The sequence below is a fragment of the Streptomyces sp. NBC_00820 genome (assembly GCF_036347055.1).
Classification (GTDB): Bacteria; Actinomycetota; Actinomycetes; order Streptomycetales; family Streptomycetaceae; genus Streptomyces.
This window is the reverse complement of the sequence record NZ_CP108882.1, coordinates 1,425,497-1,449,069: the sequence shown is the minus strand read 5'-3', so window position 1 is coordinate 1,449,069 and position 23,573 is coordinate 1,425,497. Positions and strand designations below refer to the sequence as shown.

Below are 23,573 nucleotides of genomic sequence, written 5' to 3'. Positions count from 1 at the left end.
CCGTACCGGACGCGGCGACGAAGCCGTACCGGACGAGGTGCCGGAGTCGTACCGGACGCTGGACCGGGCTCTGCCGGGCGGTTCGCCGGCGGGCGGACGGCAGGGTAGCGGACGGCGGAAACCACCGCACGCGCGCGTGCCGGACAAGTGCCCCCAAGGGGGCCTGTCCGGCACGTCGGTGGGGCCATTCGGAGGTACCGGTCGCGACATGCGACTATGTGCGGCATGCCGCAGCAACCCCCCGTTCGGAGCAGCCCCGCGCCGCCGTCGCGTCCGGACGCGTCCATGTCGTTGATCACCAACGTCATGGACCACAGCCTCGACGACGGGTACGCCGAGGCCGCCGCCCGGAAGATGTCCCTGGGCGAGGGCGGGCTGCCGAGGACCCTCAGGGCCAAGCTGGGCCTCGCGGGCGGCCTGGTCCTCGCCGCGCTGGTGGTGACCGTCGGCGCTGCGCAGGCGCGTGTGGCTGCGCCCGTGGTGGCCAAGGAACGCCAGGAGCTGATCGACCGTATCGACCGTGAGTCCACGGCCGCGGACCGGCTGGAGAAGGACGTCGACGGACTCCGTGACGATGTCGGCGCCCAGCAGCGGGCCGCGCTGCGGGACAGCGGCGGCAGCACCGAGGCGGACCTGGTGGACGTCCTGTCGGGCGCCACGGCGGTGCACGGCCCCGGGGTGAAACTCGTCGTGGACGACGCCAAGGAAGCCAGCACCGGCGGCGACGGCACCAACCCGCGGGAGACGTCCGGGTTCTCCGACACCGGACGGGTGCGGGACCGGGACATGCAGCGTGTGGTCAACGGGCTGTGGGAGTCCGGGGCCGAGGCCGTGTCCATCAACGGACAGCGGCTGACCGCCCTGTCGGCGATCAGGGCCGCCGGTGACGCGATACTGGTCGACAACAAGCCGCTGGTGCCGCCGTACACGGTGCTGGCCGTGGGGGACGGGGAAAGGCTGAGCACCAGGTTCCAGAACGGCCCGGACGGGCTGTATCTGCATGCCCTGGAGCAGAACTTCGGCATCCGCGCCACCATCTCCACGCAGGGCGACGTCCTGTTGCCCGCCGCGCCGAGTGTGATCGTACGAACAGCACGGCCGACCGACGGGCGGGCCGGGAAGACCGAGCAGACCGAGAAGACTGAGAAGGGCACATCGTGATCGCCGTACTGGGCCTCGTCGTGGGAGTCGTGGCCGGCCTGTTGGTCCGGCCCGAGATTCCGGCGGTCGTCGAGCCTTATCTGCCCATCGCCGTCGTGGCGGCCCTGGACGCCGTCTTCGGTGGTCTGCGCGCCATGCTCGACGGCATCTTCGACGACAAGGTCTTCGTGGTGTCGTTCCTGTCGAACGTGGTCGTCGCCGCGCTGATCGTTTTCCTCGGCGACAAGTTGGGCGTGGGCGCGCAGCTGTCCACGGGCGTCGTGGTGGTTCTGGGTATCCGGATCTTCTCCAACGCGGCCGCCATCCGGCGACACGTCTTCCGGGCGTGAGGGCGATGAGCGACCAGGACGAGCAGCCGGAGAACAGGCTGCGCAAGGAACTGCCCGACGAGGTACCGGCCTCGCCCGCCCCCGCCCCCGAGCCCGAGCCGGAGCCGGAGGCGCCCGAGAGCGCCGAGCCGCAGCTCACCGGGCGTGAGAGGCTGATCAAGGGGATCTGGCCGCCGCGGGTGACCCGGGCTCAACTCATCGTCGCGCTGTTGCTGTTCGGGCTCGGTTTCGGGCTCGCCGTGCAGGTCGCGTCGAACAGCGACAGCGACAGCGCGCTGCGCGGTGCCCGGCAGGAAGATCTTGTGCGCATCCTCGATGAACTGGATGACCGTACTCAGCGTCTTGAGGACGAGAAGCAGGGACTCGAGAAACAGCGCCAGGAGCTGCAGAGCAGTTCCGACCAGGCCGCGGAGGCTCGCCGGCAGACCGCCGAGAAGGCGAAGCAACTCGGCATTCTGGCGGGCACCGTGGCGGCGCAGGGTCCCGGCATCACCATGACCATCGAGGATACGAAGGGGACGGTCAAGTCGGACATGCTGCTCGACGCGATCCAGGAGTTGCGCGCCGCCGGCGCGGAGGCGATCCAGGTCAACGGAGCACGGGTGGTCGCCAACAGCTACTTCACCGATTCCGGCAAGAGCGTCAGCGTCGACGGGAACAAGATCAACGCCCCCTATCGTTTCCAGGTCATCGGCAAGCCGCAAGATCTCGAGCCGGCGTTGAACATTCCTGGAGGCGTGGTGCAGACCCTGGAGAAGGAGCAGGCCACGGTGACTGTCGAGCAGTCGAACAAGATCGCCGTGGATGCCTTGCGACGGGCGAAGCAGCCTGACTACGCTCGGTCGTCCTCCCAGTGAACCGGTGGTGCATGGGGGACGTCCGGCAGGGGCATGAGGTTGCGGGGGGTCGGCGCACCGATGGGGAGGTGCGTGGTGGAAACTGTCTGGTGGATACGGACGTTGTGAGAATGTCCGGGTCGGCCGGTGTCGGCAATCAGGGTTCGTCCTGCCCCACGGGCGGGTCTGTTTCGGTCAAGGGGAATCGCCCGTGAAGTTGTTTGCGAAGTTGTTCGGCAAGAGCGCGCGAGAGGGCAGCGACAACGCGACCGCTCTTCATCGTGCACAGCCTGACGCAGAGGGCCGGCGCCCGCTGTTCCGGGACCAGGTGGCTGGTCCGGGCGGTGACATTTCCGGTGGTCAGGGCGCGGCGTCTGTTGACCCTGCCCAGTCCGGCGGCATAGGTTTCGGGCAACCGTCGACCTCAGGTGCGGGTGGAGGGTTCGCCCCCGACCCGCATGCGTCCAACGCCCCCGCGGGGCTTCCGCGGCAGGAGGATCCGTCCATGTCGGTCCTGGTGTGTACGAGGTGCGGTAACCGCAACGCGGAGAACGCGCGTTTCTGCTCCCACTGTGGTGCGCCGCTGCGGGCCGGAGTGGCGCCCGAGCGTGCCTCGGAGACCACGTCCACGATCTCCATCTCCGGCATCGAGGCCTACGACGCGGAGGTCACCGGCCAGACGGCGGTGCCGATGCTCTCGCCCGAGGCGCAGGCGGCCGTCGACGCGCTGCCGCAGGGCTCGGCGCTGCTGGTGGTGCGCCGGGGACCGAACTCGGGCAGCCGCTTCCTGCTGGACGGCGACCTGACCACGGCCGGCCGTCATCCGCAGAGCGACATCTTCCTGGACGACGTGACGGTCTCGCGCCGGCACGTGGAGTTCCGGCGCTCTCCGGACGGTTCGTTCACGGTGGCCGACGTCGGCAGCCTGAACGGTACGTACGTCAACCGTGAGCCGATCGACCAGGTCGCTCTGTCGAACGGTGACGAGGTGCAGATCGGCAAGTACCGGCTGGTCTTCTACTCGAGCCGGCAGGGCATCTGACCTCCCCGGACTCCGTCCGGGGGACCCCAGGGAAGGTCCATGCTTCAAACACCGAGCGGCGGTGCCGGAAGCGGTACCGCCGCCAGGGACGGTGGGCTGATGAGCATCGGCACGGTGCTGAACGCGCTGCGCGACGAGTTCCCCGAAGTCACCATCTCCAAGATCCGTTTTCTGGAGGCGGAGGGGCTCATCGAGCCGCAGCGGACCCCCTCGGGGTACCGCAAGTTCAGCGCCGGGGACGTCGAGCGCCTCGGTCATGTCCTGAGGATGCAGCGGGACCACTATCTGCCGCTCAAGGTGATCCGTGAGCATCTGGACGCCATGGAGCGCGGTGAGGCCGTGCAGCTGCCCGTGGTGGGTCGCCAGCGCACCTGGGAGGACGACGCGCCGCGGCCGGCCGAGGGGCCCACGGTCGCCCGGGTGGGCCGCGCCGAGCTGATGGCGGCGGCGGACATCGGTGAGGGTGAGCTGAAGGAGTGGGAGTCCTACGGGATCATCGCTCCGCTGGAGGACGGGGCGTACGACGCCGAGGCCGTCACCGTGGCCGCTCTCGTGGCCGAACTGGGCCGGTTCGGGATCGAGCCGCGCCACCTGCGGGTGATGAAGGCGGCCGCCGACCGTGAGGCGGGGCTGGTCGACCAGGTGGTGGCCCCACTCAAGCGCCACCGCAACCCGCAGACCAGGGCACACGCCGAGGCTCGTACCAAGGAGCTGGCCCAGCTCACGGTGCGGCTGCACGCGGCGATGGTGAAGACCGCTCTCGGGGTGCGGCTGCCCTGACCGGCGGGCCTGCCGACGGCCCGGATCGGGCACCTGTTCCCGGCCCGACTACCCAAACGTCCCGAGCACGGCCTAGGGTTGCTGTGTGAACGAGCTCGATGTCGTAGGTGTCCGGGTCGAGATGCCCTCCAACCAACCGATCGTGCTCCTGCGCGAAGTGGGGGGCGACCGTTACCTCCCCATCTGGATCGGGCCGGGTGAGGCGACGGCGATCGCCTTCGCCCAGCAGGGCATGGCCCCCGCGCGACCGCTGACCCACGACCTGTTCAAGGACGTGCTGGAGGCCGTCGGCCAGGAGCTGACCGAAGTGCGCATCACCGATCTGCGTGAGGGCGTCTTCTACGCGGAGCTGGTCTTCGCCAGCGGGGTCGAGGTGAGCGCCCGTCCGTCCGACGCCATAGCGCTGGCCCTGCGCACCGGAACCCCCATCTTCGGCAGTGACACGGTGCTCGACGACGCGGGCATCGCCATTCCGGACGAGCAGGAGGACGAGGTGGAGAAGTTCCGCGAGTTCCTCGACCAGATCTCGCCCGAGGACTTCGGCACCAGCAGCCAGTGAGCCGGGCCGGCCGTGCGGACCGGACCGGACCGGACCGGGACGAGCGCGACATGCCGGCGGCCTGGGCGGGCTGTCGGCGGGGCCTGCGGGATGGCAATTGCCACCGGACCGTGAGAGAGTCCTACGTCCTCCCGCGACGGCATTCGGCTAGCCTTTCCCCGCGGTGGGACACGGGAAACCACTCCTAGGGTGATTATCACTCGGCGTGCCGAGTGTGGCGATCGTTGACGCACCCCTGGTGACTGCCTACCGTCGAGCAGGCAGGTCAAGGACGGAGGTCGGCGTGAGAACCAGCGGCGACGGTACGGCTGGGGGTGCCCCCGGACCCGGTTTCGGGGCGAGCGGGCCGTACCGGCTTCAGGGCGGCGCGGCCGATCCCGCTCCGCAGCGGCCGACGGCGGTGCCCGACGGCGAAGGGGCGGCGTCCATGGTGTCCGAGGAGATCGGCTATCGCGGTCCCACGGCCTGCGCGGCCGCGGGGATCACCTACAGGCAACTCGACTACTGGGCCCGCACGGGGCTGGTCGAGCCGAGCGTGCGGCCCGCCCACGGGTCGGGCACGCAGCGTCTGTACAGCTTCCGGGACGTCGTGGTCCTGAAGATCGTCAAGCGCTTCCTCGACACGGGTGTCTCGTTGCAGAACATCCGTACGACCGTGCAGCACCTCAGGGAACGCGGATTCCGTGATCTCGAGCGGATGACGCTCATGAGCGACGGTGCCACGGTCTACGAGTGCACTTCCCCGGACGAGGTCCACGCCCTGCTCCAGGGCGGCCAGGGCATCTTCGGGATCGCGGTGGGCGTGGTGTGGCGGGACGTGGAGAGCGCGCTCTCGCAGCTGCACGGTGAGCGCGTCGACACCGGGGAGACGCTGGTCGGGCAGAACCCCGCGGACGAACTGGCGCGGCGGCGCAACCGGGCGGTCTGAGCACGGGGTGCTGTGACGGCCAGGTGCCCTGACGGCGAGCTGCCCTGACGGCCAGGTGCCTGAGCGTGGGCTGTCTCGACCAGGAGGTCCCTTGATCGCGGGGCCGGCCGGGCGATCGGCCCGGCCGCGGCGCCGCTCCGGGTGTCCCGCGCCGCGGCATTGTCAGTGGTGTGGTGCAGCATCGGACATGTGAGAAACACGCCCACGATCCTGCATCTCGACATGGATGCCTTCTTCGCCTCGGTGGAGCAGGCGTCCAAGCCGAGTCTGCGCGGGAAGGCCGTCGTCGTGGGCGGGCTCGGACCGCGCGGTGTGGTGGCCACCGCGTCGTACGAGGCACGGGTGTTCGGGGTGCACTCGGCGATGCCCATGGCCCAGGCGCGCAGGCTCGCGCCCAACGCCGCGTACCTCGTGCCGCGCTTCTCCCTGTACCGGTCGGTCAGCGAGCGCGTGATGGCCCTGCTGCGGGAGCTGTCCCCGCTGGTGGAGCCGCTGAGCCTGGACGAGGCGTTCGTGGATCTGGAGGCCGGGCACGCGGCCTCGGACGAGGAGTCGGCGCGGCGGGCCGGGATCACGCTGCGCGCGGACATACGGGCGGCCACGGGGCTGACCGGGTCCGTGGGGCTGGCCGCCTGCAAGATGCTCGCCAAGATCGCCTCGGAGCAGGCCAAGCCCGACGGACTCGTGCTCATCGAGCCCGGGACCGAGCGGGCGCTGCTGGGCCCGATGTCGGTGCGTACGCTGCCCGGGGTGGGGCCGGCCACCGGGGACCATCTGCGGCGGGCCGGGATCACCACGGTCCAGGAACTCGCCGAGGCGGGTGAGGACGAACTCGTCCGGATCGTCGGCAAGGCCCACGGGCACGCCCTGTACGCCATGGCGCTGGCGCGCGACGACCGGCCCGTGGTGGCCGAGCGCGAGGCCAAGTCGGTGTCGGTCGAGGACACCTACGACGTCGACATCCACGACCGGCTGCGAGTGGGCCTGGAGGTGCAGCGGCTCGCCGACCGGTGCGTGGGCCGGCTGCGCGGGGCAGGCCTGTCGGGACGGACCATCGTGCTGAAGGTGCGCCGCTACGACTTCTCGACGCTGACGCGCTCCGAGACGCTCCGGGGCCCCACGGACGATCCGGCCGTGATCCGCGAGGCGGCCGCGCGGCTGCTGGAGTCCGTCGACACCACCGGCGGGGTACGGCTGCTCGGCGTGGGCGTCTCCGGGCTCGCCGACTACACCCAGGAGGACCTGTTCGCCCAGGCGGCGGGTGACCTCAGGGCCACCGAGCCGCAGGAGACGGTGCCGGAGACGGCGCAGGAGCCGCCGGAGGAGGCCGAGCGGCAATGGCGTGCCGGGCACGACGTCCGGCACACGGAGTACGGACACGGCTGGGTGCAGGGCAGCGGCCTGGGCCGGGTCACCGTGCGCTTCGAGACACCGCAGTCGCCGCCGGGGCGGATCCGTACCTTCCGGGTCGACGATCCGGGTCTGGAGCCGGCGGATCCGCTGCCGCTGGTGCTGGTGCCGGACGAGGTGAGCACCGAGGGGTGACCGGTGGGTGACCCGTGGGGGATCGAAGGGTGACCGATGTGGAGCGGTCTGCAGCGGTCCGTGGCGGTCCGTGGCCGGGGTGTGCCGGGTGTGGCCGGGTCGTGGCTCAGAGCGCCTTCCCCGTACCGCTCGGGAGGCGCTGTGGGCGGAGGCGGTCGGCTCAGGTCTCCTCGGTGCCCGCCAGTTTGCCGAAGTCGCGGTCGGGTACGCCGGGCGCCGCGGCCACGTCCAGGCCGTAGTGGTGGTAGAGCTGCAGTTCCTGGTCGGGGGAGAGGTGGCGGCCGACGCCGAAGTCGGGGGCGTCCTTGATGAGCGCGCGGTCGAAGGGGACTCTGAGGGTGCCCTCGACCAGTTCGCTGGGCTCCAGCGGGACGAAGGCGTCCCGGGAGAACAGACCGGTGCGTATGGCCGCCCACTCCGGCACGCCCGTCGCGTCGTCGAGATACACCTCGTCGATGGTGCCGATCTTGGTGCCGTTGCGGTCGAACGCCCTGCGGCCGATCAGGTTGCGCGGATCGATGTCGGTCTGCACGGTCCCTCTCCCTCCACGTGGTCGCAACTCATCCGTAAGCACTACGAAAGAGCACATTGAAGGAGGCGGCCACTCGAGGCCTGCGGCGTTGACCTCGCTGGTAGTCTGACAACGGCTGCTGACCCCGTGCGGGAGAGTCCTCCGAGCACTCGGAGGCGCCGAAGGAGCAACTCCTCCCCGGAATCTCTCAGGCCCCCGTACCGCACGGACGAGGTCACTCTGGAAAGCAGGGCGGGCGTCGACAACTCCCGTCCTCACCGACGGTGAAAGCCGGGACCCTCGGGCGCCCGGTGAAGCTCTCAGGTTCGAGATGACAGAGGGGGAGGCCGTCCGGGCACCCGCGCCGAGGTGCCCCTCGCAGGTCGCGTCAGACCAGGAGGCCTCCGTACATGACCGCCCATCGCATTCCGCTCTCCGAGCTCGAAGCGGGCATCCCCTTCGAGCAGCGCCACATCGGCCCCGACCAGGAGTCGCGGGCCAAGATGCTCGCGCAGGTCGGTTACGGCTCCCTCGACGAGCTGACCGCCGCCGCGGTCCCGGATGTGATCAAGAACGCCGACGCCCTGGACCTCCCGGGCGCCCGCACCGAGGCCGAGGTGCTCGCCGAGCTGCGCTCGCTCGCCGACCGCAACCAGGTCCTCGGCTCCATGATCGGGCTCGGCTACCACGGCACCTTCACCCCGCCCGTGATCCTGCGCAACGTCATGGAGAACCCCGCCTGGTACACGGCCTACACGCCGTACCAGCCGGAGATCTCCCAGGGCCGTCTGGAGGCCCTGCTGAACTTCCAGACGACGGTCGCCGAACTGACCGGCCTGCCCACCTCCGGCGCCTCCCTCCTCGACGAGGGCACCGCCGCCGCCGAGGCGATGGCGCTCTCCCGCCGCATGGGCAAGAACAAGAAGGGCCTGTTCCTGGTCGACGCGGACACGCTGCCGCAGACCATTGCCGTCATCGAGACGCGTGCCGAGCCGACCGGCGTCGAGGTCGTCGTCGCCGACCTCAGCGACGGCATCCCGGCCGGCATCGCCGAGCGGGACATCAACGGCGTGCTCCTGCAGTACCCGGGCGCCTCCGGTGCCGTACGCGACCTGAAGCCGGTCATCGACCAGGCGCACGAGCTGGGCGCCCTCGTCACCGTCGCCGCCGACCTGCTCGCCCTCACCCTGCTCACCTCGCCGGGCGAGCTGGGCGCTGACATCGCGATCGGTACGACCCAGCGCTTCGGCGTGCCGATGGGCTTCGGCGGGCCGCACGCCGGCTACATGGCGGTGCACGAGAAGTTCGCGCGCAGCCTGCCCGGCCGGCTCGTGGGCGTCTCCGTCGACGCCGACGGGCACCGCGCCTACCGCCTGGCCCTGCAGACCCGTGAGCAGCACATCCGCCGGGAGAAGGCCACCAGTAACATCTGCACCGCGCAGGTGCTGCTCGCCGTGATGGCCGGCATGTACGCCGTCTACCACGGCCCCGAGGGCCTGCGGACGATCGCCCGCCGCACCCACCGCTACGCCGCGATCCTCGCCGAGGGCCTCAGGCAGGCCGGCGTCGAGATCGTCCACGGCGCCTACTTCGACACCCTCACCGCGCGCGTGCCCGGCAAGGCCGGCGAAGTCGTCGCAGCGGCCCGTGAGAACGGGGTCAACCTGCGTCTCGTCGACGCCGACCACGTCTCCATGGCCTGCGACGAGACCACCAACCGGGCCCAGCTGGGCGCCGTCCTCTCCGCGTTCGGCATCGAGGGCGACGTGGCGGCGCTGGACGCGGCCGCCGGTGAGGCGCTGCCCGAGGCGCTGCTGCGCACCGACGACTACCTGACGCACCCCGTCTTCCACGAGCACCGCTCCGAGACGGCCATGCTGCGCTACCTGCGCAAGCTGTCCGACCGCGACTACGCGCTCGACCGCGGCATGATCCCGCTGGGCTCCTGCACCATGAAGCTCAACGCGACCACCGAGATGGAGCCGGTCACCTGGCCCGAGTTCGGCCAGCTGCACCCCTTCGTGCCCGCCGAGCAGGCCGAGGGCTACCTCACGCTCATCCGCGAGCTGGAGGAGCGCCTCGCCGAGGTCACCGGCTACGACAAGGTCTCCCTCCAGCCGAACGCCGGTTCGCAGGGCGAGCTGGCCGGGCTGCTGGCCGTACGGGGCTACCACCGTGGCAACGGTGACGAGCAGCGCACCGTCTGCCTCATCCCCTCCTCCGCGCACGGCACCAACGCGGCCAGCGCGGTGATGGCCGGCATGAAGGTCGTCGTCGTGAAGACCGCCGAGGACGGCGAGATCGACGTCGAGGACCTGCGCGCCAAGATCGAGCAGCACCGCGACGAGCTCGCCGTGCTGATGATCACCTACCCCTCGACGCACGGCGTCTTCGAGGAGCACGTCGCCGACATCTGCGCCCAGGTCCACGACGCGGGCGGCCAGGTGTACGTCGACGGCGCCAACCTCAACGCCCTGGTCGGCCTCGCCAAGCCCGGCCACTTCGGCGGCGACGTCTCCCACCTCAACCTGCACAAGACCTTCTGCATCCCGCACGGCGGCGGCGGCCCCGGCGTCGGCCCGGTCGCGGTCCGCGCGCACCTGGCGCCGTACCTGCCGAACCACCCGCTCCAGCCGGCCGCAGGCCCGGAGACGGGCGTCGGCCCGATCTCCGCGGCGCCGTGGGGCAGCGCGGGCATCCTGCCGATCTCGTGGGCGTACGTCCGCCTGATGGGCGGCGAGGGTCTGAAGCGGGCCACCCAGGTCGCCGTGCTCTCCGCCAACTACATCGCCAAGCGCCTGGAGCCGCACTACCCGGTGCTCTACACCGGTCCCGCCGGCCTCGTCGCGCACGAGTGCATCGTCGACCTGCGCCCGCTGACCAAGGCGACCGGCGTGAGCGTGGACGACGTGGCCAAGCGCCTGATCGACTACGGCTTCCACGCGCCGACCATGTCCTTCCCGGTGGCCGGCACGCTGATGATCGAGCCGACCGAGTCGGAGGACCTCGGCGAGCTGGACCGGTTCTGCGACGCGATGATCGCCATCCGCGCCGAGATCGACAAGGTCGGTTCCGGTGTGTGGCCCGCGGAGGACAACCCGCTGCGGGGCGCCCCGCACACCGCCGCCGCGCTCGGTGGCGAGTGGACGCACGCCTACACCCGTGACGAGGCCGTCTTCCCGGCCGGTGTCTCGGCCGCCGACAAGTACTGGCCGCCGGTGCGCCGCATCGACCAGGCCTTCGGCGACCGCAACCTGGTGTGCTCCTGCCCGCCCCTGGACGCGTACGAGGACTGACCGGCTGCGCGCGGTCCCGCAGGGACCGGATGACGGCAGAGGTGAGGCCCCGCCCGGACACCCGGGCGGGGCCTCACCCGTATCAGTCGCTCGCCGGTGACACCTCGGTTCAGTCGGTCGCCAGTGACACCTCGGTCGACTTGATCAGGGCCACCACCGGGTCACCGGCCTTCAGGCCCAGGTCCTGCGCGGACTCCTGGGTGATGGCGGAGGTGAGTTCGCCGCCGTCGACCGTGACCTTGACCGTGGCCATGGCCGCGCCGCAGGAGACGTCGCTGACGGTGCCGGGCAGCTGGTTGCGGATCGAGACGTGCTCCAGCGGCTCCGTGGCGAGCGACACCTCGGTCGACTTCACCAGGGCACGCACGCGGGAGCCCTCGGACAGCCCGAGGTCCTTGACGGCGTCCAGGGTGATCGCCGCGGTCAGGTGCCGGCCGCCGGTGAGCCGGATCCTGACGGTCGCCATGGCCTCGCCCGACTGGATCGCCGTGACGGTGCCGGGCAGCTGATTACGGATGCTCATGGTCATGAACGCACACCGTAGTGTGCGGCAGGCCGTCACATGGCTCAGGCGGGATACGCGTGGGTCTGCGTCGCCTTGACGGTCGCCCAGACCGGCGTACCAGGGTGCAGGTCCAGTTCGGCGGCGGCGACCGTGGTGAGGTCGGCGGCCAGGGAGAGCTCGCCGGCCAGGTCGACGCGGATCTGGTCGCCGTGGGTCTCCAGGCCGGCGACCTCGCAGCGCCACACATTGCGTGCGCTGGCGCCGGTGGGCCGCTCCTGGAAGAGGGTGACCGCGACCGGCGGGAAGGCCACGAACGCCGGTCCGGACAGGTCTTCCGTGGTCGTGATCGAGGGCCCGGCGTCCAGCCGTACGGTGTGCCCCTCGGCCTGGCCGCGGTACAGGTTGAGGCCGACGAGCTGCGCGATGTAGTCCGTGCGCGGACGGCGGGCGATGTCGGAGGGGGTGCCCTCCTGCACGATCCGGCCGTTCTCGATGACCACGAGCCGGTCGGCGAGCACCATGGCGTCCAGCGGATCGTGCGTGACCAGTACGGCGACGGCCTCGAACTCGGCGAGGTGCCGGCGCAGCTGGGCGCGGACCTCCAGGCGGGTACGGGCGTCCAGGGCCGCGAGCGGCTCGTCCAGGAGCAGCAGCCGGGGCCGGGTGGCCAGCGCGCGGGCCAGGGCGACGCGCTGGGCCTGACCGCCGGAGAGACGGCGGGGCTTGGCGCCGGCATGGTCGGCGAGCCCCATCCGGTCCAGCCAGACGGCGGCCTGCGCCCGCGCCTCGCCCTTGCGGACGCCCTGGCAGCGCGGCCCGAAGGCCACGTTGTCCAGCGCGGACAGGTGCGGGAAGAGCAGATAGTCCTGGAAGACCACGCCGACCGGACGGTCCTCCGGCGGGGTGCGCTCCAGTGAGTCGCCGTCCAGCCGCAGGTGCCCGTCGCCGAGCGGGACCAGGCCCGCCAGCGCGCGCAGGGCGGTGGTCTTGCCGGCACCGTTGGGGCCGAGCAGCGCCACGACGTCCCCGGGCGCGGCGGACAGGGCCACGTCCAGCCGGAAGGCGCCGCGGTCGACGACCAGACGGGCGTCGAGCCCCTGCTCGCCCGTGGTCTCCAGGCCGGCCGTGGGCGCGTCGGTGTCGGTCATGAAGCGGGTGTCCTCCAACGGCACGGTCGCAACGGGCGTCCTCCATCCTCGCCGCACCGTCACGCTCCTGTCATCCAGCGGTCCCGCAGCCCCGCCAGCACCGCGATCGACACGGTCAGCAGGACCAGGCTGAGGGCGATGGCGGCCTCGGGGTCGTTCTGCATGGCGAGGTAGACCGCGAGCGGCATCGTCTGGGTACGGCCGGGAAAGTTGCCGGCGAAGGTGATCGTCGCGCCGAACTCGCCGAGCGCGCGTGCCCAGGCCAGGACGGCGCCCGCGGCGATGCCGGGGGCGATGAGCGGCAGGGTGACCCGGCGGAACGCGGTGAAGCGGGAGGCGCCGAGCGTGGTGGCCGCCTCCTCGAAGCGCGGGTCGGCGGCCCGCAGGGTGCCCTCGACGCTGATGACCAGGAACGGCATCGCGACGAACGCCTCGGCGATCACGACTCCGGTGGTCGTGAACGGCAGGGTGATACCGAACCAGGCGTCGAGCCACTGGCCGACGACCCCGTTGCGGCCGAGGGCGAGCAGCAGTGCCACACCGCCGACCACCGGCGGCAGGACCAGGGGCAGCGTCACCAGGGCGCGGACGAACCCGCGGCCGGGGAAGTGCGTGCGCGCCAGCAGCCATGCCAGCGGTACGCCCAGCACCAGCGCCACCGCGGTGGCCAGGGTGGCGCTGATCAGGGACAGCTGGAGCGCCTGCCACACCTCGGTGCTGGTCAGCTGCTCCGGCATGCTGCCCCAGGGTGCGCGGATGAGCAGCGCGGCGAGCGGCAGCAGGAGGAACGCCAGGGCCATCAGGCCCGGCACGAGCAGGGGGAGCGGGACACCGCGCCGGCCCCTGCCGACGCGGCCGCGCCGCGGCCGACCTGTGCGGGGGCCGGCCGCGGCGCGGGCCTTGTCGAGTGAGGTCACGGCTTGAGGAACCCGGCCTGGTTGAGCACCTTCTGACCATCGGCGGACTGCACGAGGGCGATGAACGCCTTGGCGGCATCCGCGTTCTTCGAGTCCTTCAGCAGCGCGATCGGGTAGTCGTTGATCGCGTTCGCCGACTCGGGGAATTCCACGCCCTCCACCTTGTCGCCGGCGGCCTTCACGTCGGTCTTGTAGACGACCGCGGCGTCGGCCTCCTTCAGCTCCACCTTGTTCAGGGCGGCCTTGACGTCCTGCTCGTAGGAGACCGGGGTGAGCTTGAGGTGGCTGGCGTCCAGCGCCTTCTGCGCGGCGGCGCCGCACGGCACTGTCTTGTCGCACAGGACAACCTTCATGCCGGACTTGGTGAGGTCCTTCAGCGAGGACACCTTGTCGGGGTTTCCCGGCAGGGTGGCGATCTCCAGCTGGTTGCGGACGAAGGTGGCCGGGGTGCCGACGGCGTCGCTCTTGTCCGTCACGATCTTCATCGTCTTGGGGCTGGCGGCGGCGAAGACGTCCGCCGGGGCGCCGCTGGTGATGCTCGCGGCGAGGCTGTCGCTGCCGCCGAAGTTGAAGCTCACCCTGGTGCCCGGGTGCTGCTGCTCGAACTCCTTGCCGAGCGTAGTGAAGCTCTCCTTCAGCGAGGCGGCCGCGAACACGGTGACGGTGCCCGAGAGCTTGGGGGAGGCGGAACCGGCCGCCGCGGAGTCGGACTGGTCCGACTTGGGGGTGGACGAGTCGCTGGAGGAGGAGCAAGCGCTCAGCGCCATCAGGGCGATGGCTCCCACGCCGGTCAGCTGCATCAGGCGGGTCCGGCGCGTGGAACGGGTCATCACGTATCTACTCCTCGAAACGTATGGAACAGCTGGCTCGCCCTTCCAGGGCCGGGGGTCGGCCACGTGACGATAATACTGCCGCATTTGCCAGACGTAATCCCTCTGTCGCATCGCATGAGCTGGAAGGTTGTGGTTTAGGGCTGGCATATGCGTTTGTGCAGGGCCATTGCGCGGGTAGGCAATCACGGGAGGTGGTCGCAGGTGAAGCTCGCGCAACTCGACCTGAACGGCGATCTGGCCCGGCCCGCGCGGCTGGCCGTTCCGGACCTTTTCCGCTGGCCGCAGCACAGGGCGGACGTCAGCTTCGACTGCTCCACCAGTGGCATCCAGCGGCACCGGTTCACCGGACCGCGCCTGTACGACGTACTGGTGGACGCGGGCCCCGGGTTCGACCCCGCCCGGCGCAAGGACCGGCTGCGCTTCCTCATCGCCGTCATGGGTGTCGACGGCCACCACGCCCTGCTGTCCTGGGCCGAGATCGACCCCGATTTCGGCGATGCCCCCGTGCTGCTCGGCGTCACGATCGACGGGAATCCGCTGGACGCGGCGGGCCCTCAGCTGGTGGTACCGCAGGACCGGTGCGGTGCCCGGCACATCAGCGGGATCACCGGAATCCGGGTGGACGGGGGCTACCGTTTCGCGGCTACGGCTACGGCTACGGCTACGGCTACGGCTACGGCTACGGCTACGGCTCCCGCTTCGGCTCCCGCTTCGGCTCCCGCTCCCACTACGGCTACGGCTACGGCTCCCGCTTCGGCTCCCGCTCCCACTACGGCTACGGTTGTCGCGGACCGGGCGACAGCGACGGCTTCCTGACCGCTGCCGGTGCCTTCGGCGGGGCGGTCCTTGCGTGAACCCGGCGTGGGCGCCGCGGCCTTGCCGGTGACGGCGCAGGCCGTCACCAGGAGGCGGGCCTGGGTGTGACGCGGACGGCACCGGACGTCAGGGCGCGCCCCTCGGACCTGTCGCGGGCGCGCGGTGCGGGCGGCCTCGGACGCTCGCGGAGGCGACGGGTGCGGCTCGGTGGGTCCGGAGACTCACGGAGGCTGTGGGGCGGCTTCGCGGCCCCGGAGATTCGCGGATGCGGTGGGGCGGGCCTCGTGACTCCGGAGCTTCGCGGAGGCGACGGGCGTGGGCTGGTGGCCCCGGAGGTCCGCAGACGTGGTGGGGGCGTGGTTCTGGTCCCCTCAGGGGTCGCCGAGCCGGGGCGCGGCTCCGGGCTCCCTGGGGGAGCGGGGGCGCCAGCGGCTCCCACGGGTGGAGCTGGCGCGGCGCGGACCCCGAGTCCGGACAGACTGCCTCGCCGCGCCGGCCCCCGTCAGAACCGGTCGATGTGCACGTTCGTGGACTTCACGCGGGCCGTCGCCTCCATGCCGACCTCCAGGCCCAGCTCCTCGACGGCCTCGCGGGTCAGCAGGGAGACCAGCCGGTGCGGGCCGGCCTGGATCTCCACCTGGGCCGCGACGTCGCCGATCTTGATGGCGGTGACGATGCCGGGGAAGGCGTTGCGGACGGAGGTGTAGGAGGGGTCCTCCTCGCCTCCGCCGCTCTGGGCCAGCTCGACGGAGAACGCGGCGAGATCCTGGCCGGCGATGAGGCGCCGCCCGGACTCGTCGCGATGCGTGGCCATCCGGCCGGCATCGGCCCAGCGCCGGGCGGTGTCCGGGCTGACGCCGAGCAACCGTGCGGCCTGGCCGATCGTGTAGGACTGCATGCTGGCCACCATAAAACTAACGGTCAGGAACTGTGGACATGGGGTGGTGGCGGGTCTGACGCGACAGTGCGTCAGCCTGCCGGTGAACCGGTCCCGGAGCGTGCCCCGGGGGCCGGTCCCGCTACGCCGTGTGGCCTCAGCCGGTGTGGACGCGGGGGCGCCGCTTCCGGTCCGGTTCGGCCTCGCGGAGGACTTCACGGGTGACCGGGGCGACCTCGCCCTGGCCGAAGAGGAAGAAGCGCAGGAAGTTGGCGAACGGGTTGCCCTCGGTCCACTCGAAGTAGATGTGCGGGGTGCAGCGCGTCACGTCCCGGACGTGCAGGAGGAGCGCGGCGAGGGCGTTCGGGATGGAAGACGACTCCACCGTCAGGACCCGGTAGCGGTTGTGCAGCACGTCCCCGTGCACCTTCAGACCGGTCTCGAACTCGGAGGGGTCGGTGACCGTGACCTCGACGAAGACGAAGTCCTCCTGCTCGGGCATGTCGTTGTCGGCGCGGATCTGCTCGATCTTGTCGCGGTACTCGGCCTTGTCGCGCTGGTCGGGCTCGTTGGCGATGAACCGTATCTTGCGGCTGGCCATGTCCCTGACGAATCGTTCCGCCATCGGGTCGAGCGTCACGCTCGTCACCCGCAGCTCGAAGGCGCGGGCCAGCCGGGACAGCAGCGAGACCAGCATGATGCCCGCGATGAAGCAGGCGCCGATCTTGACACCGTCGGGACGTTCGATGACGTTCACGACGGTCGTGTAGAGGAACACGGCCGCGATGACGGCGAAGCCGATGGTCCAGCCGCGCTGTCCCGCCTTGCGCGCGGCGATGGTCACGGCGATCGCCGCGGAGCTGATCAGCACCAGCACACCGGTGGCGTACGCGCCGCCCTGCTTGTCGACGTTGGCGTCGAAGAGCCAGGTGACCAGGAAGGCGATCAGGGTGAAGACGATGACCATCGGGCGGACGGCGCGGGCCCAGTGCGGGGCCATGCCGTAGCGCGGGAGATAGCGCGGCATCAGGTTGAGCAGTCCGGCCATCGCGGAGGCGCCGGCGAACCACAGGATCGCGATCGTCGAGACGTCGTAGACCGTGCCGAAGACGTTGCCCAGGTATTCGTGCGCGAGGTAGGCGAGCGCGCGGCCGTTGGCCTGGCCACCGGGCTTGAACTCCTGGGCCGGGATCAGCAGCGTGGTGATGAAGCTGGTGGCGATCAGGAAGCAGCTCATGATCAGCGCGGCGGTGGTCAGCAGCTTCTTGGTGTCCCGGATCCGGCCGGTCGGCCGCTCCTCCGTGTCGCTGTCGTCGCCCCGGACGTGCGGCATCACGGCGACGCCGGTCTCGAAGCCGGACAGACCGAGGGCGAGTTTCGGGAAGACGATCAGGGCCACGCCGATCATCACGAAGACGTTGCCGTGCTGTGCGGTCAGGGCGGTGGTCCAGTCGGTCACCACGTGCTCGGCGGTGAGGACGTGCCACAGGCCGACGATCACCACGACGACGTTCAGCCCGAGATAGATGCCGACCAGTGCCACCGCGACACCGATCGCCTCCAGGAAGCCCTTGAGGAAGACCGCGCCCAGCAGGGCCACCAGGATCAGTGTGATCAGCATCTGGTGGGAGTGGAGCGTGCTGGTCAGGTGAGGGTTCTCCACCATGTGGGTGGAGGCGTCGGCGGCCGACAGGGTGATGGTGATGAGGAAGTCGGTCGCGGCGAAGCCCAGCAGGGTGAGGACGAACAGCTTGCCCTTCCAGAAGGACAGCAGCCGTTCCAGCATGGAGATGGAACCCTCGCCGTGCGGGCTCTCCTCGGCCACGCGCCGGTAGACCGGAAGGGCACCGGCGAGGGTGACGATGACGAGCACGATGGTCGCGATGGGGGACAGCAGCCCGGCCGCCAGGGCGGCGATGCCGGGCTGGTAGCCGAGGGTGGAGAAGTAGTCGACACCGGTCAGGCACATCACCCGCCACCAGCGCTGGCCCTTGTGCACGGGCTCCTGCTCGGTCTGCGAGCCGTTGTGGCCGCCGCCCTTGCCCATGTCGGACAGCCCCTCCAGCATCCAGGCGCGCAGGCGACTGGGGGGGTGTTCGGTCGTGGCCATCTGCGTGCTCCCGGGGTGCGGCTCAGCTGTTTCCGGCCATCACGCGGACGGCCGCCTCAGCGTAAGCGGAGAGTGACGCCCTGGCTCACGCATCAAGGGTCCACGGGCGTCAATCTTGCGTTAAGAATGGCCCGGCGGACGGGGGTGCGGCATCCAGAAGCTGAGGCCCGGAGCCTGATGTGCGGTGTCGAACGGGGAGAGGTGGTGAGAGGGGCATGAGGGGGAGGGGGCGGCTCCGGATCAGGGTGCGGACACCGAGCGTCATCTCGTACGGCATCTCCATGCTGCCTTGGGCAGGGCCGATCCGCAGCCGCTGAGGGGCCTGTCCGGCCACTTGGCCGCAAGGGCCGACACGTGGCCTGGCTCCCGGCTGCCGGGATTCGCTCGCCGGGGTTCGTTCGCGGTGCGTCGGGCTTCAGCCCGAGGAGCGAGTCAATCCAGCCCCGATGTCCGGAACACCTCCAGCGCCGTCTCCCGGTCGATGCGCCGCGCGAGCCGGTGCAGGGCGGTCGTGCCGCATCGCAGGGTGCCGGCCGCCTCGGAGCGGCGGGCCCCCTCGTCGAGGCGGTGCCACAGAGCGGGGTTGCGGACCAGGACGTCGGGGTCGATCTCGACCCGCGCGCCGAGCGTGTCGCGCAGGATCAGGCGCGGGGAGACGCCGTCCAGCGGGCGTGCCGCGACCAGTAGGTCGGTGCGCACGCGCCGAGTGCGCAGCAGGCGGCGGGAGGCCAGCCAGTCCGCACCGGCCGAGACGCGGGCGGGGAGCAGCACCAGGAAGAGGAGCAGGGCCAGCGTGACCCACAGGGCGCAGCGCCACCAGGTCAGGGTGCCGGCCGCCCGGTCGATGAGCAGGAGCATGCCGAGCAGTCCGGCCGCGCAACGGACCGAGCCGCGCAGGCCGCGGGTCCACTCGCGGTCGTACACCACGGAACCGGTGTCGAACCGGTGGGTGTCCGCCGCCTCCAGGCGTGTGTCGTCGTGGTGCTCCATATGTACGACGGTAGAGGGGACCGGGGGCCGGCGGGATCCGGCCGCAGTGGACCTTGACAGCAATCTGACGGTGTTCCGGCGTTTCCTGGCGCGGGTCTGACGCCGCTCCTCACAGGCCCCGGGTGTCCATGCGCAGATGCCAGGTGTTGCGCCGGTGGACGGCCACCAGGTCGGACTCCAGCGGCGACGGCGGTACGGCCAGGACCGGGCAGCCGGCGTGCGCGAGGCAGTGCCGGGAGACCCGGCCGGAGAAGGCGCGGTGCAGGCCGCGCCGGCCGGCACCCACGACGAGGAGGTCGTTCTCGCGGTCCGCGACCGCCACCAGGGCCCTGCCGGGAGAGCCGCGGACGACGAGACCGTGCAGGGGCACGCCCGGGCCCTCCTCGCCGAAGATCTCGTCGAGCACCGCGGTCAGCCGCTGACCGGCCTGCCGCTGCCACTCCTCGGCCATCAGTCCGACGGCGGATCGGCGCGCGGCCGGATCGCCACCGGGCGGCTCCCACGCCAGCACCGGCCACAGTTCGGCCCGCAGGCTCCGGGCCAGCGCAGCGGCCCGGCGCAGGGCGGTGACGCTGCCCAGGGAGCCGCTCACTCCGACCAGTACCCGGACGGTCGACGAGGCGTCGTAACCGGACATGACTCCACCGCTCCATCCGCCGTTCCTCACGGGCGCCCGCGGGCATCTCCCGCGGGCGGGTCCGCTCGCGTGGCTTCCTTCCTCCATCCCACTCCCGCGCGGGCGATTCGACCAGCCGGCGGGGTGCTCTCCCACATGCCGGACGCGCGCGCGGCCGCGGGCGTGCTCGGCGCTCGTCGGCGGGCCGGCCTTCACCGGCGCGCTGTTCTCGCCGGCGGTCCGTCCCTCATCGGCGCCGGCCCGCTCTCCACCCGCTCCTGCGCGACACCTTGACGCTCCCCGCACCCGTTCCTAGAGTCCCGGTTCGGAACGTTCGGGGAAATCATCGAATGTTTCGGCGCACCTTGACCTGACAGCGGATCCGGAGGAAGCCGAGGGGCCTTGCCCTCCTCGGTCGGGACCCGTTCCGAAGCAACTCCGAAAGTTTCGAAGGAGCGCATGATGGGTGACCCCGCACTGTCCCGCCGCGGTTTCCTGACGGCCTCCGTCGCGGCCGGTCTCGGCGTGAGCGCGCTCAGCGGCTGCGGCGGCTCGGACGGGGGGTCGTCCTCGGGGACGACCACGGTCGAGTGGTGGAACATCTCCACCACGGAACCGACCAAGACCGTATGGGCCGGTCTGGCCAGGAAGTTCGAGGCGCGCAACCCCAGGGTCAAGGTGAAGGTCGTCCAGCTGGAGAACGACGCCTACAAGTCGAAGATGACCGCGCTGACCGCCTCCGGGAAACTGCCGGACATCTTCCACACCTGGGGTGGCGGCGTGCTCCGGCAACAGGCCGAGGCGGGACTGGTCGAGGACCTCACCGGCCGCACGGCGGCGTTCGCCAAAGGCCTGCTCCCCGTCGCCAAGCAGCCGTATCTGCTGGACGGCGAGTTGTACGGCATCCCGTTCGACATCGGCATGGTCGGCTTCTGGTTCAACAAGTCCCTGTTCAGGAAGGCCGGCATCGGCTCGCCCCCGACCACCTGGAGCGGATTCCTGGACGCCGTGCGGAAGCTGAAGTCCGCCGGGATCACCCCGCTCGCCCTGGCCGGCAAGGAGAGCTGGACCGGCATGTACTACTGGGCGTACCTCGCCATGCGCACCGCGGGTGTCGACGCCCTGCGCAAGGCCGGCGAGGACAAGGACTTCACCGGGGACGGCTTCGTCCGGGCGGGAGAGCATCTGAAGGACCTCGTCGGGCTCCGGCCCTTCCAGCGGGGCTTCCTCGGTGCCGCCTACTCCACTCCGACCGGGCAGGCCGCGACCGTCGGCAACGGCAGGGCGGCCATGGAGCTGATGGGCCAGTGGGCGCCCGTCGTGGAGGCGGACGCGGGCAAGGGGCTCGGCGACGACCTCGGCTTCTTCCCGTTCCCCGCGGTCGAGGGCGGCAAGGGCGTGATCACCGAGGTGTTCGGCGGGGGCGGCGGCCACGCGCTGCGCAAGGGAGCGCCGCAGGCGGCCGTGGACTTCCTGCGGTTCTTCGCCTCAGAGGCCACCGACCGGGAGCTGGTGCGCACGACCGGCGTCCTGCCGGTCGTGCCGGCGGCGGAGAGTGCCCTCGGCGACGACAACCTCAAGGCCGTCCAGGCCCGGTTGAGGGGTGCCACCGGCTTCCAGCTCTATCTCGACCAGGCGTACGCCCCCGCCCTCGGGCAGCAGGTCAACGACAGCGTGGCCGGGCTGATCGCCGGATCCACCTCGCCGCGGCAGGTGGCGGACGCGATCACGAGGACCGCGAAGGAAGAGCAGTAGGGCGGACGATGACCTCCCCCTTCCGCTCGGACGGGCGGCGCGGAGCCGGCACCCGTCCGCCGCACCCGCACCCGCATCCGCACCAGCACCCGTACCCGCTCCCGCCGTCCGGTGCGGCCCGGACCCGCGGGCGGCGGCGGGTGCTCCACTGGCTGACCGCCGTCGGACTCCAGCTGCCCGCGCTGGTGCTCTTCGGCGTCCTCGTCCTGCTGCCGATCCTGTTCGCGCTGTACGCGTCCTTCTTCCGCTGGGGCGGCTTCGGTATGCCCTCCGACTACACCGGCACCGGCAACTTCAGCCGCCTGCTCCGGGATCCCGTGTTCCTGGGGGACCTGTGGCGCTGTCTGCTCCTGGTCGTGCTGTCACTGGCGCTGCAACTGCCGTTCGCGCTTGCCATGGCGGTGCTGCTCGGCCGGAAGGTGCGTGGCCGCGCGGTCTACCGGATGCTGTTCTTCGCGCCGTACGTGCTCTCCGAGGCCATCACGGGAGTGCTGTTCGGCATGGTCTTCGCTCCCGGGGACGGCCTGGCCGACCACCTTCTCGGCGGCGTCGGCCTCGACGGGTTCGGTGGTCGCGACGGGTTCGGCGGTCTCGGCGGCGAGTGGTTCTCCGGCACCTCCACCGTGCTGGCCACCCTGTTCCTGGTGATGACGTGGAAGTACTTCGGCTTCCACATGATGCTGTACCTGGCCGGACTCCAGGCGATCCCGGCCGAGTTGACGGAGGCCGCGACCGTGGACGGCGCCGGGCCCTGGCAGCGCTTTCGGCACGTCACCCTGCCGCTGCTCGCGCCCACGCTGCGGATCAGCGTCTTCCTGTCCGTGATCGGATCGATCCAGCTGTTCGACCTGGTGTGGGTGGTCACCGGCGGAGGCCCCGACCACCACTCCGAGACGATGGCCGTGACCCTCTTCCAGTACGGCTTCAAGCGCTACCAGGTCGGCTACGCGAGCGCGATCAGCGTGGTCATGTTCGCCATCAGCCTCGTCTTCGCCCTCGCCTACCAGCGGTTCGTCCTGCGCCGCGACCTCGCGGGGGCCACCACGACCATGAGGGGAGCGGGGACGTGAGCACACGCCGGACACGCGGCACTCGCGGGACCAGCCGGATACGCGGGACCAGCCGGACACGTGGAACCCGTCGGAGCCGGACGAGGGCCGTACCTGTGCACGTCGTCCTGGTCGCCGTCGGCGCGGTGATGGCCGCACCCCTGCTCTACGCCGTGCTGTCCGGCTTCAAGTCCACCGGGCAGCTCTCCCGCAACCCGGTCGGGCTGCCCCGCCCCTGGGTGTTCTCGCACTACACCGGCATCCTGGGGTCGGGCTCCTTCTGGCGGCTGGTCGGCAACAGCACTCTCGTCGCGGCCGGTACGACGGTTCTCGTGGTCTCGGTCTCCGCGCTCGCCGCGTTCTCCTTCGCGCGGTTCGCCTTCCGCGGCCGGGAGCTGCTGTTCACACTGTTCACGATGGGGCTGATGTTCCCGTTCGCGGTGGCGGCGCTGCCCCTGTTCCTGCTGCTGCGTTCGCTGGGCCTGCTGGACAACCCGCTGGGCGTGATCCTTCCGCAGGCCGCGTTCGGGCTGCCGATGACGATCGTCATCCTGCGGGGCTTCTTCCGGCAGATCCCGGGCGAGCTGGAGGAGGCGGCCACCCTCGACGGCTGTGGACCGCTCGGCTTCTTCTGGCGGGTGCTGCTGCCGATGGCCCGGCCCGCGCTCGGCACGGTCTGCGTGCTCGCGGTCGTCGCCAGCTGGAACAACTTCTTCCTGCCGCTGCTGGTGTTCACCGACTCCACCTGGTGGACCGTCCCCGTCGGCGTACAGCAGTTCCAGGGCCAGTACGCCACCGACTACGCGCGGGTCTTCGCCTACTTGGTGCTCGCCATGGTCCCCGCCCTCGCCTTCTACGCGGTCGCCGAGCGCCAGCTCGTCGGCGGTCTCACCGCGGGTGCGACGAAGGGGTGAGGCGGTGCCGCGGGCGGCCGACGGAGGGGGAGTGGTTCCGGACGCGTGAGGGCGCG

At 71.0% G+C, this 23,573-nt stretch carries 21 protein-coding genes, 1 pseudogene and 1 riboswitch; of the genes and pseudogenes, 13 read left to right on the top strand and 9 right to left on the bottom strand.

Annotated elements, in window-relative coordinates; genetic code table 11:
* The first annotated feature begins 216 nt into the window (after positions 1–216).
* The 8 genes from OIB37_RS06705 to OIB37_RS06670 all read left to right on the top strand — a co-directional run bounded on the left by OIB37_RS06705 (position 217) and on the right by OIB37_RS06670 (position 7,180).
* Complete coding sequence (locus tag OIB37_RS06705) at positions 217–1,161, top strand: DUF881 domain-containing protein (protein ID WP_443058122.1); 945 nt, start codon at positions 217–219, stop codon at positions 1,159–1,161.
* A complete protein-coding gene (locus OIB37_RS06700; protein ID WP_116152339.1) occupies positions 1,158–1,490 on the top strand; it encodes a small basic family protein in 333 nt (110 codons plus the stop codon). The genes OIB37_RS06705 and OIB37_RS06700 overlap by 4 nt, the downstream gene beginning before the upstream one ends.
* A gap of 5 nt (positions 1,491–1,495) precedes the next feature.
* Positions 1,496–2,347, top strand: a complete 852-nt coding sequence (locus tag OIB37_RS06695) for a DUF881 domain-containing protein (protein ID WP_330456602.1) — start codon at positions 1,496–1,498, stop codon at positions 2,345–2,347.
* 190 nt (positions 2,348–2,537) lie between these two features.
* Entirely contained in the window at positions 2,538–3,368 is an 831-nt protein-coding gene (locus OIB37_RS06690) for an FHA domain-containing protein (protein WP_330456601.1), read from the top strand.
* Between the two features lie 39 nt (positions 3,369–3,407).
* Positions 3,408–4,148, top strand: coding sequence for a transcriptional regulator FtsR (gene ftsR, locus OIB37_RS06685; protein ID WP_330456600.1), 741 nt, complete (start codon positions 3,408–3,410; stop codon positions 4,146–4,148).
* An 85-nt stretch (positions 4,149–4,233) separates the two neighbouring features.
* A complete protein-coding gene (locus OIB37_RS06680; protein WP_037684412.1) occupies positions 4,234–4,707 on the top strand; it encodes a bifunctional nuclease family protein in 474 nt (157 codons plus the stop codon).
* 283 nt (positions 4,708–4,990) lie between these two features.
* Positions 4,991–5,635: a MerR family transcriptional regulator gene (locus tag OIB37_RS06675; protein WP_330456599.1), complete on the top strand. Its 645-nt coding sequence runs from the start codon at positions 4,991–4,993 to the stop codon at positions 5,633–5,635.
* 189 nt (positions 5,636–5,824) lie between these two features.
* Positions 5,825–7,180, top strand: a complete 1,356-nt coding sequence (locus OIB37_RS06670) for a DNA polymerase IV (RefSeq protein ID WP_330456598.1) — start codon at positions 5,825–5,827, stop codon at positions 7,178–7,180.
* A gap of 160 nt (positions 7,181–7,340) precedes the next feature.
* Here the strand turns inward: OIB37_RS06670 and OIB37_RS06665 are convergent, their stop codons facing one another.
* Positions 7,341–7,712, bottom strand: coding sequence for a PRC-barrel domain-containing protein (locus OIB37_RS06665; protein ID WP_330456597.1), 372 nt, complete (start codon positions 7,710–7,712; stop codon positions 7,341–7,343).
* Positions 7,713–7,831: 119 nt separating this feature from the next.
* Positions 7,832–7,925, top strand: a riboswitch (glycine riboswitch).
* Between the two features lie 176 nt (positions 7,926–8,101).
* Between OIB37_RS06665 and gcvP the strand changes: the two genes are divergently transcribed.
* On the top strand, positions 8,102–10,987 hold the full coding sequence (gcvP, locus tag OIB37_RS06660) for an aminomethyl-transferring glycine dehydrogenase (protein WP_330456596.1): 2,886 nt from the start codon (positions 8,102–8,104) through the stop codon (positions 10,985–10,987).
* Between the two features lie 109 nt (positions 10,988–11,096).
* On the opposite strand, the gene OIB37_RS06655 is transcribed toward gcvP, so the two are convergent.
* From OIB37_RS06655 to modA, 4 genes are read right to left on the bottom strand one after another with little or no spacing between them, the layout of a single operon-like run.
* A complete protein-coding gene (locus tag OIB37_RS06655) occupies positions 11,097–11,516 on the bottom strand; it encodes a TOBE domain-containing protein (RefSeq protein WP_330456595.1) in 420 nt (139 codons plus the stop codon).
* 38 nt (positions 11,517–11,554) lie between these two features.
* Positions 11,555–12,640 carry an ABC transporter ATP-binding protein gene (locus OIB37_RS06650; protein WP_330456594.1) on the bottom strand — a complete coding sequence of 362 codons (1,086 nt, stop codon included), beginning with the start codon at positions 12,638–12,640 and terminating at the stop codon, positions 11,555–11,557.
* A gap of 59 nt (positions 12,641–12,699) precedes the next feature.
* Entirely contained in the window at positions 12,700–13,557 is an 858-nt protein-coding gene (locus OIB37_RS06645) for an ABC transporter permease (RefSeq protein WP_330456593.1), read from the bottom strand.
* Positions 13,554–14,387, bottom strand: coding sequence for a molybdate ABC transporter substrate-binding protein (gene modA, locus OIB37_RS06640; protein ID WP_330456592.1), 834 nt, complete (start codon positions 14,385–14,387; stop codon positions 13,554–13,556). Before modA ends, OIB37_RS06645 begins: the two co-directional genes overlap by 4 nt.
* 150 nt (positions 14,388–14,537) lie before the next feature.
* Between modA and OIB37_RS06635 the strand changes: the two are divergent.
* Positions 14,538–15,023, top strand: a pseudogene (locus OIB37_RS06635) (hypothetical protein); the annotation flags it as partial.
* Between the two features lie 685 nt (positions 15,024–15,708).
* Here OIB37_RS06635 and OIB37_RS06630 read toward each other — a convergent pair.
* From OIB37_RS06630 to OIB37_RS06615, 4 genes are all read right to left on the bottom strand, one after another.
* Positions 15,709–16,104 carry a TOBE domain-containing protein gene (locus OIB37_RS06630; protein ID WP_330456591.1) on the bottom strand — a complete coding sequence of 132 codons (396 nt, stop codon included), beginning with the start codon at positions 16,102–16,104 and terminating at the stop codon, positions 15,709–15,711.
* A 136-nt stretch (positions 16,105–16,240) separates the two neighbouring features.
* The gene (locus OIB37_RS06625; protein WP_330456590.1) at positions 16,241–18,193 is read right to left on the bottom strand and encodes an APC family permease; all 1,953 of its coding nucleotides are present in this window, start codon (positions 18,191–18,193) and stop codon (positions 16,241–16,243) included.
* Positions 18,194–18,625: 432 nt separating this feature from the next.
* Positions 18,626–19,183, bottom strand: coding sequence for a hypothetical protein (locus OIB37_RS06620; protein ID WP_330456589.1), 558 nt, complete (start codon positions 19,181–19,183; stop codon positions 18,626–18,628).
* A gap of 109 nt (positions 19,184–19,292) precedes the next feature.
* Positions 19,293–19,820 carry a universal stress protein gene (locus OIB37_RS06615; RefSeq protein ID WP_330456588.1) on the bottom strand — a complete coding sequence of 176 codons (528 nt, stop codon included), beginning with the start codon at positions 19,818–19,820 and terminating at the stop codon, positions 19,293–19,295.
* A gap of 441 nt (positions 19,821–20,261) precedes the next feature.
* Here OIB37_RS06615 and OIB37_RS06610 point away from each other — a divergent pair, with 441 nt between their 5' ends.
* The 3 genes from OIB37_RS06610 to OIB37_RS06600 all read left to right on the top strand — a co-directional run bounded on the left by OIB37_RS06610 (position 20,262) and on the right by OIB37_RS06600 (position 23,517).
* Positions 20,262–21,554 carry an extracellular solute-binding protein gene (locus OIB37_RS06610; protein ID WP_330456587.1) on the top strand — a complete coding sequence of 431 codons (1,293 nt, stop codon included), beginning with the start codon at positions 20,262–20,264 and terminating at the stop codon, positions 21,552–21,554.
* 8 nt (positions 21,555–21,562) lie between these two features.
* Positions 21,563–22,624, top strand: a complete 1,062-nt coding sequence (locus tag OIB37_RS06605; protein ID WP_330456586.1) for a carbohydrate ABC transporter permease — start codon at positions 21,563–21,565, stop codon at positions 22,622–22,624.
* Positions 22,625–22,752: 128 nt separating this feature from the next.
* Positions 22,753–23,517, top strand: coding sequence for a carbohydrate ABC transporter permease (locus OIB37_RS06600; protein ID WP_330461780.1), 765 nt, complete (start codon positions 22,753–22,755; stop codon positions 23,515–23,517).
* Positions 23,518–23,573: the final 56 nt, after the last annotated feature.

Bases quoted from the DNA above. Each gene is read 5' to 3' on its own strand.
- OIB37_RS06705 (WP_443058122.1), top strand. From the start codon at position 217: ATGTGCGGCATGCCGCAGCAACCCCCCGTTCGGAGCAGCCCCGCGCCG.
- OIB37_RS06695 (WP_330456602.1), top strand. From the start codon at position 1,496: ATGAGCGACCAGGACGAGCAGCCGGAGAACAGGCTGCGCAAGGAACTG.
- ftsR (WP_330456600.1), top strand. From the start codon at position 3,408: ATGCTTCAAACACCGAGCGGCGGTGCCGGAAGCGGTACCGCCGCCAGG.
- gcvP (WP_330456596.1), top strand. From the start codon at position 8,102: ATGACCGCCCATCGCATTCCGCTCTCCGAGCTCGAAGCGGGCATCCCC.
- OIB37_RS06655 (WP_330456595.1), bottom strand. From the start codon at position 11,516: ATGACCATGAGCATCCGTAATCAGCTGCCCGGCACCGTCACGGCGATC.
- OIB37_RS06650 (WP_330456594.1), bottom strand. From the start codon at position 12,640: ATGACCGACACCGACGCGCCCACGGCCGGCCTGGAGACCACGGGCGAG.
- modA (WP_330456592.1), bottom strand. From the start codon at position 14,387: ATGACCCGTTCCACGCGCCGGACCCGCCTGATGCAGCTGACCGGCGTG.
- OIB37_RS06630 (WP_330456591.1), bottom strand. From the start codon at position 16,104: ATGCAGTCCTACACGATCGGCCAGGCCGCACGGTTGCTCGGCGTCAGC.
- OIB37_RS06625 (WP_330456590.1), bottom strand. From the start codon at position 18,193: ATGGCCACGACCGAACACCCCCCCAGTCGCCTGCGCGCCTGGATGCTG.
- OIB37_RS06620 (WP_330456589.1), bottom strand. From the start codon at position 19,183: ATGGAGCACCACGACGACACACGCCTGGAGGCGGCGGACACCCACCGG.
- OIB37_RS06615 (WP_330456588.1), bottom strand. From the start codon at position 19,820: ATGTCCGGTTACGACGCCTCGTCGACCGTCCGGGTACTGGTCGGAGTG.
- OIB37_RS06610 (WP_330456587.1), top strand. From the start codon at position 20,262: ATGGGTGACCCCGCACTGTCCCGCCGCGGTTTCCTGACGGCCTCCGTC.
- OIB37_RS06605 (WP_330456586.1), top strand. From the start codon at position 21,563: ATGACCTCCCCCTTCCGCTCGGACGGGCGGCGCGGAGCCGGCACCCGT.
- OIB37_RS06600 (WP_330461780.1), top strand. From the start codon at position 22,753: ATGGCCGCACCCCTGCTCTACGCCGTGCTGTCCGGCTTCAAGTCCACC.